14 protein-coding genes are annotated in these 16,657 nt (G+C 61.3%); 11 read left to right on the top strand and 3 right to left on the bottom strand.

Going from position 1 to position 16,657, the window contains the following annotated elements:
* Window positions 1–62: 62 nt before the first annotated feature.
* The 11 genes from tcyJ to HBN98_RS16495 all read left to right on the top strand — a co-directional run bounded on the left by tcyJ (window position 63) and on the right by HBN98_RS16495 (window position 11,262).
* A complete protein-coding gene (gene tcyJ / locus HBN98_RS16545; protein WP_064585468.1) occupies window positions 63–863 on the top strand; it encodes a cystine ABC transporter substrate-binding protein in 801 nt (266 codons plus the stop codon).
* Window positions 863–1,579 carry a cystine ABC transporter permease gene (tcyL, locus tag HBN98_RS16540; protein ID WP_099093326.1) on the top strand — a complete coding sequence of 239 codons (717 nt, stop codon included), beginning with the start codon at window positions 863–865 and terminating at the stop codon, window positions 1,577–1,579. Before tcyJ ends, tcyL begins: the two co-directional genes overlap by 1 nt.
* 3 nt (window positions 1,580–1,582) lie before the next feature.
* Window positions 1,583–2,332, top strand: a complete 750-nt coding sequence (tcyN, locus tag HBN98_RS16535) for an L-cystine ABC transporter ATP-binding protein TcyN (RefSeq protein ID WP_064585467.1) — start codon at window positions 1,583–1,585, stop codon at window positions 2,330–2,332.
* Window positions 2,333–2,801: 469 nt separating this feature from the next.
* The gene (locus HBN98_RS16530) at window positions 2,802–3,572 is read left to right on the top strand and encodes a hypothetical protein (RefSeq protein ID WP_083367338.1); all 771 of its coding nucleotides are present in this window, start codon (window positions 2,802–2,804) and stop codon (window positions 3,570–3,572) included.
* A gap of 321 nt (window positions 3,573–3,893) precedes the next feature.
* Window positions 3,894–5,135 (top strand): SfnB family sulfur acquisition oxidoreductase, encoded by a 1,242-nt coding sequence (locus HBN98_RS16525; protein ID WP_083367339.1) that lies wholly within the window; start codon window positions 3,894–3,896, stop codon window positions 5,133–5,135.
* A gap of 37 nt (window positions 5,136–5,172) precedes the next feature.
* Complete coding sequence (locus HBN98_RS16520; RefSeq protein WP_083367340.1) at window positions 5,173–6,366, top strand: SfnB family sulfur acquisition oxidoreductase; 1,194 nt, start codon at window positions 5,173–5,175, stop codon at window positions 6,364–6,366.
* Window positions 6,366–7,718 (top strand): LLM class flavin-dependent oxidoreductase, encoded by a 1,353-nt coding sequence (locus HBN98_RS16515; protein WP_083367341.1) that lies wholly within the window; start codon window positions 6,366–6,368, stop codon window positions 7,716–7,718. Before HBN98_RS16520 ends, HBN98_RS16515 begins: the two co-directional genes overlap by 1 nt.
* Before the next feature lie 174 nt (window positions 7,719–7,892).
* A complete protein-coding gene (locus HBN98_RS16510) occupies window positions 7,893–8,702 on the top strand; it encodes a MetQ/NlpA family ABC transporter substrate-binding protein (protein WP_083367342.1) in 810 nt (269 codons plus the stop codon).
* A gap of 2 nt (window positions 8,703–8,704) precedes the next feature.
* Window positions 8,705–9,826, top strand: coding sequence for a methionine ABC transporter ATP-binding protein (locus HBN98_RS16505; protein WP_064585461.1), 1,122 nt, complete (start codon window positions 8,705–8,707; stop codon window positions 9,824–9,826).
* On the top strand, window positions 9,816–10,460 hold the full coding sequence (locus HBN98_RS16500) for a methionine ABC transporter permease (RefSeq protein WP_003220597.1): 645 nt from the start codon (window positions 9,816–9,818) through the stop codon (window positions 10,458–10,460). The genes HBN98_RS16505 and HBN98_RS16500 overlap by 11 nt, the downstream gene beginning before the upstream one ends.
* Window positions 10,461–10,632: 172 nt before the next feature.
* Window positions 10,633–11,262: a class I SAM-dependent methyltransferase gene (locus HBN98_RS16495; RefSeq protein WP_083367343.1), complete on the top strand. Its 630-nt coding sequence runs from the start codon at window positions 10,633–10,635 to the stop codon at window positions 11,260–11,262.
* Window positions 11,263–11,360: 98 nt separating this feature from the next.
* Here HBN98_RS16495 and HBN98_RS16490 read toward each other — a convergent pair whose 3' ends face one another.
* From HBN98_RS16490 to HBN98_RS16480, 3 genes are read right to left on the bottom strand one after another with little or no spacing between them, the layout of a single operon-like run.
* The gene (locus HBN98_RS16490; RefSeq protein ID WP_064585459.1) at window positions 11,361–14,414 is read right to left on the bottom strand and encodes an efflux RND transporter permease subunit; all 3,054 of its coding nucleotides are present in this window, start codon (window positions 14,412–14,414) and stop codon (window positions 11,361–11,363) included.
* The gene (locus HBN98_RS16485; protein ID WP_083367344.1) at window positions 14,411–15,475 is read right to left on the bottom strand and encodes an efflux RND transporter periplasmic adaptor subunit; all 1,065 of its coding nucleotides are present in this window, start codon (window positions 15,473–15,475) and stop codon (window positions 14,411–14,413) included. The genes HBN98_RS16490 and HBN98_RS16485 overlap by 4 nt, the downstream gene beginning before the upstream one ends.
* A complete protein-coding gene (locus HBN98_RS16480; protein ID WP_083367345.1) occupies window positions 15,472–16,575 on the bottom strand; it encodes an efflux RND transporter periplasmic adaptor subunit in 1,104 nt (367 codons plus the stop codon). The genes HBN98_RS16485 and HBN98_RS16480 overlap by 4 nt, the downstream gene beginning before the upstream one ends.
* Window positions 16,576–16,657: the final 82 nt, after the last annotated feature.

Here is a 16,657-nt window from a genome sequence, read left to right as displayed (position 1 = left end):
TCAAATCCCGGATTCGCCAACTTTCCTTAAGCGTCTTCCATAAGAAAACACAGGGGCTTGTCATGAATTTTTCCGCACTACGTCGCAATCTGCTGGTAGGTTCGCTGGGCCTTGCACTGAGCGCCGGCCTGATCAGCCAGGCAACTGCCGGTGAGCAGCTGCAGCAGATCAAGGACAAAGGCGTTATCAACGTCGGCCTGGAAGGCACTTACCCACCGTTCAGCTTCGTTGATGCCGACGGCAAGCTGTCCGGTTTCGAAGTCGAACTCTCCGAAGCCCTGGCGCAGAAGCTGGGCGTCAAAGCCAAGATTCAACCGACCAAGTGGGACGGTATTCTCGCCGCGCTGGAATCCAAGCGTCTGGACGTCGTGGTCAACCAGGTGACCATCTCCGACGAGCGCAAGAAGAAGTATGACTTCTCCGAGCCGTACACCGTTTCCGGGATTCAGGCGCTGGTGCTGAAGAGCAAGGAAGCCGCGCTGAATATCAAGACCGCCGCTGACCTGTCCGGCAAGAAAGTCGGTGTCGGCCTGGGCACCAACTACGAACAGTGGGTCCGCGCCAACGTGCCGGGCGCTGACGTGCGCACCTACGACGATGATCCGACCAAGTTCGCCGATCTGAACAACGGCCGTACCGATGCCATTCTGATCGACCGTCTGGCCGCGCTGGAATACGCCAAGAAAGCCCCGAAAACCGTGGCTGCCGGTGAAGCCTTCTCCCGTCAGGAATCCGGTATTGCCCTGCGCAAAGGCGAGCCTGAGTTGCTGGCGGCAGTGAACAAGGCCCTCGACGAGCTGCGTGCCGATGGCACCCTTGAGAAGCTGTCGAAGAAATACTTCAACGCTGACGTCACTAAATAATGGAAGCAGGTTTTCAGTTCGGACTGGACTTCCCGCAGTTGAGCCAGCAAATCGCCGAAACCACACAGCTGTTGGTGGACTCCGCGCCCTTCCTGTTCAAGGGCGCGTATTTCACGGTCATCCTCAGCCTCGGCGGGATGTTCTTCGGGCTGCTGCTGGGCTTCGGCCTTGCCCTGATGCGCTTGTCGCGCTTCAAATCGGTCAACTGGCTGGCCCGCGTCTACGTGTCGTTCTTCCGCGGCACGCCGTTACTGGTGCAGCTGTTTGTGATCTATTACGGCTTCCCGCAACTGGGGGTGGAACTCGATCCACTGCCAGCGGCCCTGATCGGCTTTTCGCTGAACATGGCCGCCTACGCCTGTGAAATCCTGCGCGCCGCGATCGGTTCGATCGAGCGCGGCCAATGGGAAGCCGCTGCGAGCATCGGCATGACCCGCGCGCAGACCCTGCGCCGGGCCATCCTGCCGCAGGCGATGCGCACGGCGTTGCCGCCGCTGGGCAACAGCTTCATTTCGCTGGTCAAGGACACGGCACTGGCCGCCACCATTCAGGTGCCGGAACTGTTCCGTCAGGCGCAGCTCATTACCGCCCGGACTTTCGAAGTCTTCACCATGTATCTTGCCGCCGCGCTGATCTACTGGATTCTGGCCACGGTGCTTTCGCACTTCCAGAACAAGCTGGAAGAGCGGGTCAATCGGCACGACCAGGAGTCCTGACCCATGATTGTCGTGGAAAAACTGACCAAGCAGTTCAAGGGTCAAGAGGTGCTCAAGGGCATCGATCTTGAGGTGAAAGAAGGCGAGGTCGTGGCGATCATCGGCCCCAGCGGCTCGGGTAAAACCACGTTCCTGCGTTGCCTGAATTTCCTTGAAGAACCCACCAGCGGCCGGATCAAGGTCGGCGATATCGAAATCGATACCCGCCGCCCGCTGAACCAGCAGCAAAGTCTGGTGCGCAACCTGCGCCAGCACGTGGGCTTCGTGTTCCAGAACTTCAACCTGTTCCCCCACCGCACCGCACTGGAAAACGTCATCGAAGGACCAATCGTGGTCAAGAAGATGCCGCGCGAGCAAGCCATTGCCCTGGGCATGAAGCTGCTGGCCAAGGTCGGTCTGGCCGGCAAGGAAGATGCGTATCCGCGTCGTCTGTCCGGCGGTCAGCAACAGCGCGTGGCGATTGCCCGGGCGCTGGCGATGGAGCCGGAAGTGATCCTGTTCGACGAGCCGACTTCGGCCCTCGACCCGGAGCTGGTTGGCGAAGTGCTGGCGACCATTCGCGGCCTGGCTGAAGAAAAACGCACCATGGTCATCGTCACTCACGAAATGGGTTTTGCCCGCGACGTGGCCAACCGCGTGGTGTTTTTCGACAAGGGTGTGATCGTCGAGCAAGGTGAAGCCAAGGCGTTGTTCGCCAACCCGAAAGAAGAACGCACCCAACAGTTTCTCAGCAAGTTCCTGAATCACGCCTGAGAAACTTGATACACGAGCATTAACTTCCACGGATGGAAGTTACACTCCCCCCTCCCGCCAAAACATTAAAACCGCCCCGCTTCAAATCTTTCCAAAACTACATATATATGTTCTGCAACAGATACGCTCAGTTCAGACACATCTGTTCATCGGCAGAATGGGTTAAACAGGCTGACCCGAAAACCGCTAAAAATCCGCAGAAACCGTAGTTCCATTCCCCAATCCAGCTAGGCAGTCTGCCTCAACAGCGTAGGAAGCTTCTGATTAATTCGTAATTCACGGATTAACTAAGCGCGGGCATTGACACTCTTTCCCGCACACTCTTATCTAGTCGGCAACCGGCACTACTTAGTTGAATCGATCCGTACTCAGCCTGAACAAAAGTTCACGGTTGTATTACCGATTCACTACCCCTTTTTGTTTTTTTCAAGAAACGGAATTCGCCGCAAGACTTCAAGGAGAGAACCCGATGACCCGAACTTCGCCTACCCCCGAACTGGCAGCGCCGAACCTGGCCTGCGCGCAAAAGAACGCCATCAATCTGGCCGCGGCGGCTCACCTGCTGATCGATGTCCTGCCCTACCCGGGCATGGACACCGGCGATCTGATCGAACTGTTCTGGAACAACTGCTACGTCGCCTCCCGGGTGCTGACCAGCGAAGACCTCGGCGCCTCGGTCAGCCTGCGGGTTCCGGAGAGCTTCATCGCCAGTGGCACCGCACGCATTCACTACCGGGTCATGCAGGTGGGTCAGGGCCCGGCGCTGTCGGCGGCAACCCGCGTGCAGGTGAAGCTCGACTGCCCCGGCGGTCAGCCGTCAGCGTTATGCAGTGACGAAAATCAGCAACTGGCGCCCGTCACGCTGCCCGAGGCCATCCGCCGTCAGGGGGTCAATCCCAACCAGATCAAACGCGGCGTGCCGCTGACCATCGAGCCCTACCTGAACATGGCCGAGGACGACGAAATCACCTTGCGCTGGGGCGATGTGCGCATGGACCTGCCCAGGATCACCGCGGCGGATGTCGGCAAGCCAATCCATGTCTGGGTGCCGCCGACGATCATCGTCGAGGGCGGTGAAGACCTGCGTCTGGATGTGACCTATTGCGTCCTCGACTGGGTCGGCAACAACTCTCGCTGGGCACCGCCACGGACACTGAAGATTGGCTGCGTGAATCCTTATCTGAAGGTGCCGCTGCGGCCGGAGCTAAAGGCCGCTGAATCGCGCAAGCAAGAACTCTGAGCCTTTGTGGCGAGGGAGCTTGCTCCCGCTGGGGTGCGAAGCGCCCTCCAAACTGCAGCCCGTATTCTTTCAGTTGATAGGTGGGGTCAGGTTTTGCGGTTAACCAACCCGACCATCACCCCTTCTATGCATATTCCTAAAAGTTAGTTTATTTAATATTTATACACGCTTAGGGTATATGAACCGGACCACCGGACATTCTTTCGTTCGCCGCACTTTTGCGGCGTTTTTCATGAGATGTGAGGTAGGTAGTATGGTCCGGAACACAATCACCCCAGTGCAGATCGCCAGGGCATTGCGTGCAGCCAAGGAGTGGCATTGATGTCCAGTCTGGCAGACGCAACCGTCCAGTCGGATCTGGACATCGCCCCGTTATTGTTGCCTGCGCAGGTCTTGCGCAACGACGCCCAAGCCATCAAGGCCGCCCACGATCTGGCGCAAGTCGCCCGCGTGCAGGCTGCCAAACGTGACCGCCAGCGCAAGCTGCCGTGGTCGGAAATCGAACAGTTCACCCGCAGCGGTTTAGGCAGCATCGCCATACCCCGCGAGTACGGTGGCCCGCAGGTTTCATTCGTCACCCTGGCCGAGGTGTTCGCGATCATTTCTGCCGCAGACCCGGCGCTGGGACAGATCCCGCAGAACCAGTTCGGCATCATCAATCTGGTGCTCGGCAGCGCCACCGAAGCGCAGAAAAAACAGCTGTTCCAGAGCGTTCTGGAAGGCTGGCGCATCGGCAATGCCGGCCCTGAACGCGGCACCAAAAACACCCTGGAACTGAAAGCGCGAATCACCGCCGACGGTGACGACTACGTGATCAACGGCCAGAAGTTCTACTCCACCGGCGCGCTGTTCGCGCACTGGGTCGCGGTCAAGGCGCTCAACGATGACGGCAAGCAAGTGCTGGCCTTCGTCCGCCGGGGTACGCCGGGGCTGCGCATTGTTGATGACTGGTCGGGCTTCGGTCAGCGCACCACCGCCAGCGGCACGATTCTGTTGAACAACGTGCGCGTCGAATCGAGCCTGATGGTCGACAACTGGAAGATCAACGAGAAGCCCAATACCCAAGGCGCGGTGTCGCAACTGATTCAGGCGGCGATCGACGCCGGCATCGCCCGTGGCGCCATCGACGACGCTATCGAATTCGTCAAAACCCGTGCCCGACCGTGGATCGACGCCAAGGTCGAACGCGCCAGCGATGACCTCTACGTGATCGCCGACATCGGCAAGCTGAAAATCGAACTGCACGCCGCCGAAGCGCTGCTGCGCAAGGCCGGGCAAGTGCTCGATCAGGTGCATGCCGCGCCGCTCACCGCCGAGTCCGCCGCCCGCGCCTCGATTGCCGTGGCCGAAGCCAAAGTGCTGACCACCGAGATCTCGCTGCTGGCCAGCGAGAAACTTTTCGAGCTGGCCGGCAGCCGCGCGACCCTCGCCGAATTCAACCTCGACCGCCATTGGCGCAACGCCCGGGTGCACACCCTGCACGACCCGGTGCGCTGGAAGTATCACGCGGTCGGCGCCTATCGCCTGAACGGCACTTTGCCGGCTCGCCATTCCTGGATTTAACGACCGCACACTTTTGACCAGATCTCTGGAGAAACACATGACTTATTCTCATCACGTCGCGGTCATCACCAGCGATGAGCAAGCCCTGATCGTTGCCAGCGACCTGGCCGAAGATTTCAAACGCGACAGCGCCGTGCGCGACCGTGAACGGCGTCTGCCGCTACCGGAACTCGACGTGTTTTCCCGCTCCGGCCTGTGGGGCATCAGCGTGCCGAAAGAATACGGCGGCGCCGGCGTATCCAACGTGACCCTGGCCAAAGTCATCGCCCTGATCGCTCAGGCCGACGGCTCCTTGGGACAGATTCCGCAGAACCATTTCTATGCCCTCGAAGTGTTGCGCGTGAACGGCAGCCACGAGCAGAAACAACGCCTGTACGCCGAGGTGCTGGCCGGCCAGCGCTTCGGCAACGCACTGGCGGAACTGGGCACCAAAACCGCCCACGACCGCGTCACCAGCCTCAAGCGTGACGGCGACGGTTATCGCATCAACGGCCGCAAGTTTTATGCAACCGGGGCGATCTACGCCCAGCGCATCCCGACCTCGGTGGTCGATGAAAACGGTGTGCAGCAATTGGCGTTCGTTCCGCGCGACAGCAAAGGCCTGACCGTGATCGACGACTGGAGCGGCTTCGGCCAGCGCACCACCGGCAGCGGTTCGGTGGTCTTTGAAGATGTTTACGTCGCTGCCGAAGACGTGATCCCGTTCCAGAGTGCTTTCGAGCGCCCGACCACGGTCGGCCCGCTGGCGCAGATCCTTCACGCCGCCATCGACACCGGCATCGCCCGCGCCGCCTATGAAGACGCCCTGCACTTCGTGCGCAGCAAGACTCGCCCGTGGATCGACTCCGGCAACGACAAGGCCACCGAAGATCCGCTGACCCTGAAAAGCTTCGGCCATTTGAGCATTCGCCTGCACGCCACCGAAGCGCTGCTGGAGCGCTCTGGCGAATACCTCGACAAAGCCCAGGCCGAGACCAACGCCGAAACCGTCGCCGCCGCGTCGATTGCCGTCGCCGAAGCGCGGGCGATCAGCACCGAAATCTCCCTGACCGCCGGCAGCACGCTGTTCGAACTGGCCGGCAGCCAGGCGACGCTGATCGAGCATGGCCTCGACCGCCACTGGCGCAACGCCCGGGTGCACACCCTGCACGACCCGGTGCGCTGGAAGTATCACGCGGTGGGTAATTACTACCTCAACGATGAAAAGCCGCCACTGCGGGGCACTATCTGATGAGCAAGAAAAAGATCCTGCTCAACGCGTTCAACATGAACTGCATCGGTCATATCAACCACGGCTTGTGGACGCATCCGCGCGATACCTCGACGCGCTACAACACCGTTGAATACTGGACCGAACTGGCGCAGTTGCTGGAGCGCGGGCTGTTCGACGGCCTGTTCATCGCCGACATCGTCGGCGTGTACGACGTCTACCAGAACTCGGTGGATGTCACCCTGAAAGAGTCGATCCAGTTGCCGGTCAACGATCCGCTGCTGCTGGTCTCGGCCATGGCGGCGGTGACGAAAAACCTCGGTTTCGGCCTCACCGCCAACCTCACTTACGAACCGCCGTATCTGTTCGCCCGGCGGATGTCGACGCTCGATCATTTGAGCCGTGGACGCGTGGGCTGGAACATCGTCACCGGTTACCTCGACAGCGCCGCCAAGGCCATGGGCCTGAGTGAGCAGGTCGAGCACGACCGCCGTTACGATCAGGCCGATGAATACCTGGAGGTGCTCTACAAACTCTGGGAAGGCAGTTGGGAAAACGGTGCGGTGCTCAATGACCGTGAGCAGCGGATCTACGCGCAACCGGAGAAAGTGCACAAGGTCGAGCACAAGGGCGAGTTCTATCAGGTCGAGGGTTATCACCTCTGCGAACCGTCGCCGCAACGCACGCCGGTGCTGTTTCAGGCGGGCAGTTCTGATCGCGGTTTGCTGTTCGCCGGACGTCACGCCGAGTGCGTGTTCATCAGCGGCCAGAACAAACCGTCGACCAAGGTGCAAGTGGACAAGGTGCGCGCCAGCGCCGTCGAGGCCGGGCGCAATCCCGAGGACATCAAGGTGTTCATGGGCCTCAACGTGATCGTCGGCGAGACCGAAGAAGCCGCGTGGGCCAAGCACGCCGAGTACCTGAGCTACGCCAGTGCCGAAGCCGGCGTGGCGCATTTTTCGGCGTCCACCGGCATCGACTTTTCCCAGTACGAAATCGACGAACCGATCCAGTACGTGAAAAGCAACGCCATCCAGTCCGCGACCAAAAACCTGCAGAACAACGACTGGACCCGGCGCAAATTGCTCGACCAGCACGCCCTCGGTGGTCGTTACATCACCGTGGTCGGTTCGCCCGAGCAAGTGGCGGACGAGCTGGAATCGTGGATCGCTGAAACCGGCCTCGACGGCTTCAACCTGACCCGCATCGTCACCCCGGAAAGCTATGTCGATTTCATCGAACTGGTGATTCCGGAGTTGCAGCGGCGCGGGTCGTACAAGACCGCGTATGACAGCGGCAGCTTGCGCGAAAAACTGTTTCACGGCGAAGCGCAGCTCCCCGAGCAACACACCGGAGCCTCGTTCCGCCACTGATCCCTGTGGCGAGGGAGCTTGCTCCCGCTCGACTGCGCAGCAGTCGCAACCTGTAGCCAGAGTGTCAGGACATAACTCACTGGCAGTTATGGGGCTGCTTCGCAGCCCAGCGGGAGCAAGCTCCCTCGCCACAAAACACGTGCAGACCTTCAATACTTGACTGGAAAAACCACTATGACCCAGAAATTCCTGTCCCACCCAGTCAAAGCACTGGCCCTGGCCTTCGGCCTGTTCAGCTCGGCGGTGTTCGCTGCCGACGCGCCACTGAAAATCGGCACCACCGCCGCCTTCGCCATTCCGCTGGAAGCCGCTGTCGAAGAGGCTTCCAAACAGGGCCTGAAAGTCGAGCTGGTGGAGTTCACCGACTGGATCGCGCCGAACGTCAGCCTCGCTGCTGGTGACATCGACGTGAACTACTTCCAGCACATCCCGTTCCTCGAAAACGCCAAGGCCGCCTCCGGTTTTGACCTGGTGCCGTTCGCCCCGGGGATCATCAACAACGTCGGTCTCTACTCGAAGAAATACAAAAGCTTCGACGAGTTGCCTGAAGGCGCCAGCGTCGCCATCGCCAACGACCCGATCAACAGCGGTCGCGGTCTGCAACTGCTGGCCAAGGCCGGGCTGATCACGTTGAAGCCGGGGGTCGGCTACAAGGCCACCGAAGACGACATCGTCGCCAACCCGAAGAAAATCAAAATCCTCCAGGTCGAAGCCGTGCAACTGGTGCGCGCCTATGACGACGCCGATCTGGTCCAGGGCTACCCGGCCTACATCCGTCTGGCGAAGACCTTCGATGCCGGCTCCGCGTTGCTGTTCGACGGCCTCGATCACAAGGAATACGTGATTCAGTTCGTGATCCAGCCGAAGAGCAAGGACGACCCGCGCCTGATCAAGTTCGTCGACATTTACCAGCACTCGCCGGCCGTTCGCGCGGCGCTGGATAAAGCCCACGGCAAGCTCTACCAGGCCGGTTGGGAAAGCTGAGGATGACGGCCGCGATCCAACGGCGACTGGAGACTCCAGAGCCAAAAAATGCTGAACAAACCGAACTGCACCCCGAGCTGAATCGCGCCCACATACGCTTCATCGGCCTGGGTAAAACCTACGACGGCCGGCAAGGACCGGTCGCCGCCCTGCAAGGCATCGATCTGGCGATTCAGCGCGGTGAAGTGTTCGGCATCATCGGCCGCAGCGGTGCCGGCAAGTCGTCACTGATCCGCACCATCAATCGCCTAGAGCAACCGACTTCGGGCCGGGTGCTGATCGATCAGGTCGACATCGGCGGGTTCGATGAGGATCGTCTTGTTGCGCTGCGCAGACGGATCGGCATGATCTTCCAGCACTTCAACCTGATGTCGGCCAAGACCGTGTGGCAGAACGTCGAGCTGCCGCTGAAAGTCGCTGGCGTGCCGAAGGAACAACGGGAAAAAAAGGTCCGTGAACTGCTGGAGCTGGTCGGCCTGCAAGCCAAGCACAAGGCTTATCCGGCGCAGCTGTCCGGCGGGCAGAAACAGCGTGTCGGCATCGCCCGCGCGCTGGTGCATGACCCGGACATTCTGCTCTGCGACGAAGCCACTTCGGCGCTTGATCCCGAGACCACTCAGTCGATCCTCGGCCTGCTGCGCGAGATCAACCAGCGCTTGGGCCTGACCATTGTGTTGATCACCCACGAGATGGCAGTGATCCGCGAAATCTGCGACCGCGTGGTGGTGCTGGAGCACGGGCGGATCGTCGAGCAGGGCCCGGTCTGGGAAGTGTTCGGCAATCCGCAGCACGAGGTCAGCCAGACCTTGCTCGCGCCGCTGCAACACGCCTTGCCGCAAGAGCTGCAAAGCCGCCTGCACAGCTTACCGCCCTCCTCCGAGGCGGCGGTGGTGCTGCGTTTGCAATTCACCGGCAGCGCCAGCGACGAGCCGGATCTGGCGGCATTGTTCGCCGCTCTCGGTGGTCGAGTGAAGTTGCTGCAGGGCGGTGTCGAACGGATTCAGGGCCATGCGCTGGGGCAACTGCTGCTGGCCGTGAGCGGGTCGGCGGCGAGCGCCGAGCAATTGCGCGAGCGTGCCGGGCAATGGGCGCAACGGGTGGAGGTGCTGGGTTATGTGGTTTGATCGTTTGCTACAGGGTTTCATCGACACCTTTCTGATGGTCGGCGTGTCGTCGTTGATCGCGCTGTTGGTGGGGATTCCGATGGCGGTGATTCTGGTCACCAGCGACAAGGGCGGGATCTACGAAGCGCCCGTACTCAACAAAGCGTTGGGCGCATTCGTGAACCTGTTTCGCTCGATCCCGTTTCTGATTCTGATGGTCGCGCTGATTCCGTTCACCCGGCTGATTGTCGGCACCACCTATGGCGTGTGGGCGGCCGTGGTGCCGCTGACGATTGCGGCGACGCCGTTCTTCGCGCGGATTGCCGAAGTGAGCCTGCGTGAGGTTGACCACGGCCTGATCGAAGCGGCGCAAGCCATGGGCTGCCGGCGCTGGCACATCGTCTGGCATGTGCTGTTGCCTGAAGCACTGCCGGGGATTGTCGGGGGTTTCACCATTACTCTGGTGACGATGATCAACTCCTCGGCCATGGCCGGGGCGATTGGGGCCGGCGGTTTGGGCGATATCGCTTACCGCTACGGTTATCAACGCTTTGACAGCCAGATCATGTTGACCGTGATTGTGTTGCTGGTGGCGCTGGTGGCGGTGATTCAGTTGGGTGGCGATCGTCTGGCGCGGGGGCTGAACAAGCGCTGATTTCAGCACGGCTCATTCGACGCTTTTGAAACCGCTTTCGCGAGCAGGCTCGCTCCCACAGGGGAACGCATTCCAAATGTGGGAGCGAGCCTGCTCGCGAATGGCTGCGCAGCAGCCCCAGACCTGATGGCGTATATTCGGCAAATCCTCATTGCCCGCGCAGCCCTCGACCATGAAGCAAACCCCCACCGATCTGGAACAGATCACCGCCACCACCCTCGGCCATTACAACTCGGTGGCCGAAGACTTCCGCGAAGGCACCCGCGACCACGATGTCAGCCAGAACATCGACGCGCTGCTGCGGCACCTCCACGGCACGGCGCCGTTCACGATTCTCGATTTCGGCTGTGGCCCGGGGCGGGATTTGCAGACATTCACTCGCCTGGGCCACATCGCGGTCGGCCTCGATGGTGCGGAAAACTTCGCGCAGATGGCGCGGGCAGATAGTGGCTGCGAAGTGTGGTGTCAGGACTTTCTGAAACTCGATCTGCCGGCCGAGCGCTTCGACGGGATTTTCGCCAACGCGGTGCTGTTTCATGTACCGCTGCAGGAGTTGCCGCGAGTGCTCAAACAGCTGCACGGCACGCTGAAACCGGGTGGGGTGTTGTTCAGCTCCAATCCGCGCGGGGATAACCGTGAGGGCTGGAACGGGCCACGGTATGGCTCGTATCACGATTTTGAGGCGTGGCGCGGGTTGCTGACGGCAGCGGGATTCGTCGAGCTTGAGCATTACTACCGACCGGCGGGGCTGCCACGAGAGCAGCAGCCTTGGCTGGCCAGCGTTTGGCGTAAAGTTGCGTAGACCGTTCTGACGCCATCGCGAGCAGGCTCACTCCTACCGTTGGAATGCGCTCCCCTGTAGGAGTGAGCCTGCTCGCGATGAGTGCGCAGCACTCGCTTTTAGCGGGTCTCTTTCTTCGGCTCGCGAATCTTGTACCAGGCCACATACAGCGCCGGCAGAAACAGCAGCGTCAGCAGCGTCGCCACCACGATCCCGCCAATCATCGCGTACGCCATCGGCCCCCAGAACACTTCCCGGGCAATCGGGATCATGCCCATGCTCGCCGCCGCCGCGGTCAACAGGATCGGCCGACGCCGGTGTTCGGTCGCCTCCACCACTGCATCCCACGGCGCGGAGCCGTTGCGCTCGAATTCATCGATCTGCGTCACCAGAATCACCGAGTTGCGGATGATGATGCCGATCAGCGCCAGAATCCCCAGGATCGCCACGAAGCCCATCGGCGTGCCCGTCGGCACCAGCGCCAGCACCACGCCGATCAGCCCCAGCGGCGCGACACTTGCCACCAGGAACATCTTCTGCACGCTGTGCAGCTGGATCATCAGGAAGGTCGCCATCAAAAACAGCATCAACGGCAGCACCTTGGCGATCGGCCCCTGGGCCTTGCCGCTTTCCTCGACCGTACCGCCGGTGGCGACCTTGTAGCCGACCGGCAGTTTGTCAGCGAAGGCATCGATCGACGGTTTGAGGAGTTTCACCAGATCGGTGGGCTGAATTTCGTCGCGCACCGACGCTTTGATGGTGATGGTCGGCAAGCGATCGCGACGCCACACCAGCGGCTGCTCCAGTTCATAACGCACGGTAGCGAACGCCAACAGCGGGATCGACGTGCCGTTGGGCGTGACGATCTGCAGGTTCTGCAGGGTCTCCGGCGTGCCGCGCTCGGAGCTCACCGCACGGCCGACCACGTTGATCAGGTAGATGTCATCGTTGACCTGGGTCAGCGGCGCACCACTGACGATGCTGTTCATCAGTTTCGCCACGTCTTCGGACGACAGCCCGAGCTGGCGCGCCTTGTCCTGAGCGATGTCGATGCGCAGGACTTTGCCCGGCTCGTTCCAGTCGTAAATGATCTCGCCGATGTGCTCGTTCTTGTCCAGCTCGGTCGCCAGGTCGATGGCGTGCTTGCGCACTTGATCGATGTCCTTGCCGCTGACCCGGTATTGAATCGGACGCCCTACCGGCGGGCCCATTTCCAGTGCCTGCACGTAACTGCCGATGCCGACGAAGTCTTTGTGCAAGCGCTCACGCAGGCGCTGGCTCAACGCCTCGCGGGCCTCGAAGTTTTTGCTGACGATCACCAGCTGCGCGTAGTACGGGTTCTGCAATTGCTGATCGAGCGGCAGGTAGAAACGGATCGCGCCCTGACCGATGTAGGTGCTCCAGCGCACGATGTCCGCGTCGCCCTTGAGCGTCGCTTCGAGCTTGTCGACGGCCTTGCGGGTTTCGTCGATGGAAGCGTTTTGTGGCAGGTTCAGGTCGACGAGGATTTCCGGACGGTCCGACGACGGGAAGAACTGGTTCTGCACAAAACGCATGCAGAACACCGCCAGCACAAACAGCAGCACGGTGATGCCGATGGCCCACCAGCGGTTGCGCATGCACCACAGCAAACCGCCGTTGAAGGCTCGACCGATGCGGCCCGGCTCGGCTTCATGGGGTTTCACGTTGGTGCTGAGGATGTGCACGCCGATCACCGGCGCGAAGAACACCGCCACCACCCACGACACGAGCATTGCCACCGCGATCACTGCAAACAGGGTGAAGGTGTACTCACCGGCGGAGCTGGCGTTGAGGCCGATCGGCACGAAACCGGCGACCGTCACCAGCGTACCGGTGAGCATCGGGAACGCCGTGGAGGTGTAGGCGAACGTGGCCGCCTGCTCCTTGGTCTCGCCCATTTCCAGGCGCGTGACCATCATCTCCACGGTGATCATCGCGTCATCCACCAACAGGCCGAGGGCGATGATCAGCGCACCGAGGGAAATCCGCTGCATGGTGATGCCGCTGTATTCCATGAACACGAACACCATCGCCAGCACCAGCGGGATCGAGCACGCCACCACCAGCCCGGCGCGCACGCCAAGGCTGATGAAGCTGACCACCAGCACGATCACCACCGCTTCGAACAGCGCGCTGGTGAACCCGCCTACCGCCTCTTCCACCACCACCGCCTGATCGGACACCGTGTGCACGCCGACGCCCACCGGCAGGTCAGCGGTGACCTGGTCAATACGCGCGTGCAATGCCTTGCCGAATTCCTGGACGTTGCCGCCCTTCTGCATGGCAATCGCCAGACCGATCGCCGGCTTGCCGTTGAAACGGAATTCCGGGGTGGCCGGGTCGACGTAACCGCGGCTGATGTCGGCGATGTCCGCCAAGCGGTAAAAACGGTCATTGAGCTTGAGATTGACTTCGGCGAGGTCTTTTTCCGAAGCGAACTGCCCCGAGGTGCGCACCGAAATGCGCTCCGGACCGGCCTCGATCACCCCCGCCGGGGTCACGGCGTTCTGCGATTGCAGGCTCTGCACCACCTGACGCTGATCGATGCCCAGCGCGGCGAGTTTGCGGGTGGAGAAGTTCAGGTAAATCACTTCGTCCTGCTGGCCGATCATTTCGATCTTGCCCAGCCCCGGGACGTTGCGGATCTCGGCGCGGGCCTGCTCCACGTAGTCGCGCAATTGGCGCATGGTCAGACCGTCGGCGGTAAACGCGTAGACCGAGCCGTACACATCGCCGAACTCATCGTTGAACCCCGGGCCTTGAATGCCTTGGGGAAACTGGCCACGAATGTCGTCGATCTTCTTGCGCACCTGGTACCAGATTTGCGGAATGTCCTTGGCGCTGGTGGTGTCGCGCAGGTACACGTACACCGTCGACTCGCCGGGGCGCGTGTAGCTTTTCACGTAGTCGAGAGAGTCGAGCTCTTCGAGTTTTTTCTCGATGCGGTCGGTGACCTGCTTGAGGGTTTCCTCCTGCGTCGCGCCCGGCCATTTGGTCTGGATCACCATGGTCTTGATGGTGAACGAGGGGTCTTCTTCACGCCCCAGATTGAAGTACGAAAACACCCCCATCAGCAGCGCGACGAACATCAGGTACCAGACGAACGACTGATGCTTGAGGGCCCATTCGGAGAGATTGAAAGAGCCTTTCATTGACTGTCCTCGTCGAGTTTCACGGCTTGTCCGGGTTTGAGACTGTTGACGCCAGCGGTGACCACCTGCTCGCCGGACTTGACCCCGCCGGCCAGCACCACCGTGCCGTCGGTACGGCTGATCACGCTGACGTCACGGGGTGCGACGGTTTTGCTTTGGGTATCGATCACCCAGATGCGGGTCTTGCCATCAGCTTCCTGCAGGGCGGTCGCGGGCAATTCGATGCGCGGCTTGATCGCCGAACTGAGGGTCACGCTGATCGCCGTGCCAAGGCGGAAACCGTCCGGCGTATTGGCCAGGGTCAACCGCGCACGGCGAGTGCGCGTGGCGCTTTGGGCCTGCGGTTCGATCTCGCGAATGGTCGCCGTGGTGTTGATGCTCGGATCGAGTTGCCCGGCCACCAGAAACACCACGTCGGAGGGAATCTCATCGACCAGCGTGTCCGGCAGGTCGATCACGGCTTCCTTGATGTCCGGTTGCGCCAAGGTCACCACCTGTTGACCGGCCGTCACCACTTGCCCGGCTTCGGCGTTCCATGCGGTGACCACGGCTTTGTGGTCGGAGCGCAGTTCGGTGTAGCTCAGTTGATCCTTGCTTTGATTGACCGCCGCCCGCGCCTGATCGAGCGACGCCTGGGTGGTCTTCAGGTCGGTGGTGGCGATGTCCAGTTGCGCCTGCGCGCCAACTCCACGATCGAACAGCGCCTGCTGCCGCCGAGCGTTGGCCTGGGCGTTGATCAGTTGCGCCTGGACCTTGGCCAGATCGCCCTGGGCCGAACGCAACTGGTTCTGCTGATCGGACGGGTCGAGCGTCGCCAGCAGCGTGCCCTTTTGCACCTCAGCGCCGACATCGACGTTACGGCTGGCGATACGTCCGCCAACGCGGAAACCGGTATTGCTCTCATAACGCGCCTGAATGCTGCCGGCGAAGCGCCCCAGGGTTTCCTCGTTCAGTGCCTGGACCTTGATCGACAGCACCGGTCGCACCGGTTCCGGCGGTGGCTCGCTTTTCGAGCAGGCGGCCAACAACATCGCCATGGACAACAGCCCCAGTTGCTTCATGGCTGTGCTCCCGGTTGCAGATCCTTGTAGGTGTTTTCGGCAATCTCGACTTTCATGCCCGGGTGCAACAATTGCCCACCCGCGACAATGACTTTTTCCCCACCCTTGAGGCCGTCGCTGATGATGACCTTGCCAATCAGGTAGCGGCTGACAGTGACGTTGTGCAACTGCGCTTCGCCCTTGTCGTCGACCATCCACACCGCCGCATCGCTGATGTTTTTGGTCAGTGCCGACCACGGCAACTCCACTGCCGTTTTCCCGCTGCCCTTGGCCGTGGCGCTGACCACCGAGCCCAACTGCATGCCCTGGGGCAGGCTGTCGAGGCTGACTTTGACTTGCACCGTGCCGGACTGCGCCGACACCGCCGGGGTGATTTCACGCACCGTGCCGGTGGTCTTGATCGCGGGGTTATCAAGCAGGCTGACGACAATCGAACGGTCCGCCGGGCGCTCGGCCAGCAGCGACTCATAAACGTTGAATACGGCATCGCGCTCGCCATCGCGGGCCAGCGAGAAAATCGGCGCGGTGGCCTGCACCACTTGACCGACTTCAGCCTGACGCTCGGTGATCACCCCCGGCGCATCGGCGATCAGCGAGGTGTAGCTCAACTGGTCCTTGGCGTTGGCCAGTTGCGCCTGCGCCGCGCTCAGGGCGCTCTGGCTGCTGCGCAAGGCGGCCTGGGCGGAATCGTATTCGCTCTGGCTGGTGTAACCCTTGGGCAACAGTTTTTGCTGACGCACGAACGCTGCCGCACTCTGCTTGACCCGTGCCTGCTCGGCAATGACCTGGGCTTGCGCGGAGTCGACGTTGGTCTGCAGGTCCTTGGGATCGAGTTTGGCCAGCACCTGTTTGGCGCTGACCCGGTCGCCGACATCCACCATGCGCTGGATGATCTTGCCACCGACCCGGAACGACAGTTCGGTCTGTACGCGTGCCTGCACATCGCCAGTAAGGGTCACGGCAGCGGCGTAATTGGCCGGTTTGACCTCTTGCACGAAGACCCGTGGCAGGTACGCCGCCGGGGCTTCTTTCTTGCCGCAAGCGGTCAGCAACGTGAGCAGGCTCAGCACGACAACTGTTTTCAATCCGGGACTCGCCATGCAGACTCCTTCCTGTGTACGAACGTGCAAGTGACGATACGACTGTGAGCTTAGAACAGGGTTCAACGTTCGCTCGCGGGAA

Origin of the sequence: Pseudomonas koreensis (genome assembly GCF_012986595.1) — a bacterium.
GTDB lineage: Bacteria > Pseudomonadota > Gammaproteobacteria > Pseudomonadales > Pseudomonadaceae > Aquipseudomonas > Aquipseudomonas koreensis.
Note: the sequence above shows the minus strand (reverse complement) of the source record. Positions and strands in the feature narration are given on the sequence as shown.

Coding starts and splice junctions, on each gene's coding strand:
- tcyJ (WP_064585468.1), top strand. CDS start 63: ATGAATTTTTCCGCACTACGTCGCAATCTGCTGGTAGGTTCGCTGGGC.
- HBN98_RS16485 (WP_083367344.1), bottom strand. CDS start 15,475: ATGAAGCAACTGGGGCTGTTGTCCATGGCGATGTTGTTGGCCGCCTGC.
- HBN98_RS16495 (WP_083367343.1), top strand. CDS start 10,633: ATGAAGCAAACCCCCACCGATCTGGAACAGATCACCGCCACCACCCTC.
- HBN98_RS16490 (WP_064585459.1), bottom strand. CDS start 14,414: ATGAAAGGCTCTTTCAATCTCTCCGAATGGGCCCTCAAGCATCAGTCG.
- tcyL (WP_099093326.1), top strand. CDS start 863: ATGGAAGCAGGTTTTCAGTTCGGACTGGACTTCCCGCAGTTGAGCCAG.
- HBN98_RS16505 (WP_064585461.1), top strand. CDS start 8,705: ATGACGGCCGCGATCCAACGGCGACTGGAGACTCCAGAGCCAAAAAAT.
- HBN98_RS16500 (WP_003220597.1), top strand. CDS start 9,816: ATGTGGTTTGATCGTTTGCTACAGGGTTTCATCGACACCTTTCTGATG.
- HBN98_RS16515 (WP_083367341.1), top strand. CDS start 6,366: ATGAGCAAGAAAAAGATCCTGCTCAACGCGTTCAACATGAACTGCATC.
- HBN98_RS16520 (WP_083367340.1), top strand. CDS start 5,173: ATGACTTATTCTCATCACGTCGCGGTCATCACCAGCGATGAGCAAGCC.
- HBN98_RS16480 (WP_083367345.1), bottom strand. CDS start 16,575: ATGGCGAGTCCCGGATTGAAAACAGTTGTCGTGCTGAGCCTGCTCACG.
- HBN98_RS16530 (WP_083367338.1), top strand. CDS start 2,802: ATGACCCGAACTTCGCCTACCCCCGAACTGGCAGCGCCGAACCTGGCC.
- HBN98_RS16510 (WP_083367342.1), top strand. CDS start 7,893: ATGACCCAGAAATTCCTGTCCCACCCAGTCAAAGCACTGGCCCTGGCC.
- tcyN (WP_064585467.1), top strand. CDS start 1,583: ATGATTGTCGTGGAAAAACTGACCAAGCAGTTCAAGGGTCAAGAGGTG.
- HBN98_RS16525 (WP_083367339.1), top strand. CDS start 3,894: ATGTCCAGTCTGGCAGACGCAACCGTCCAGTCGGATCTGGACATCGCC.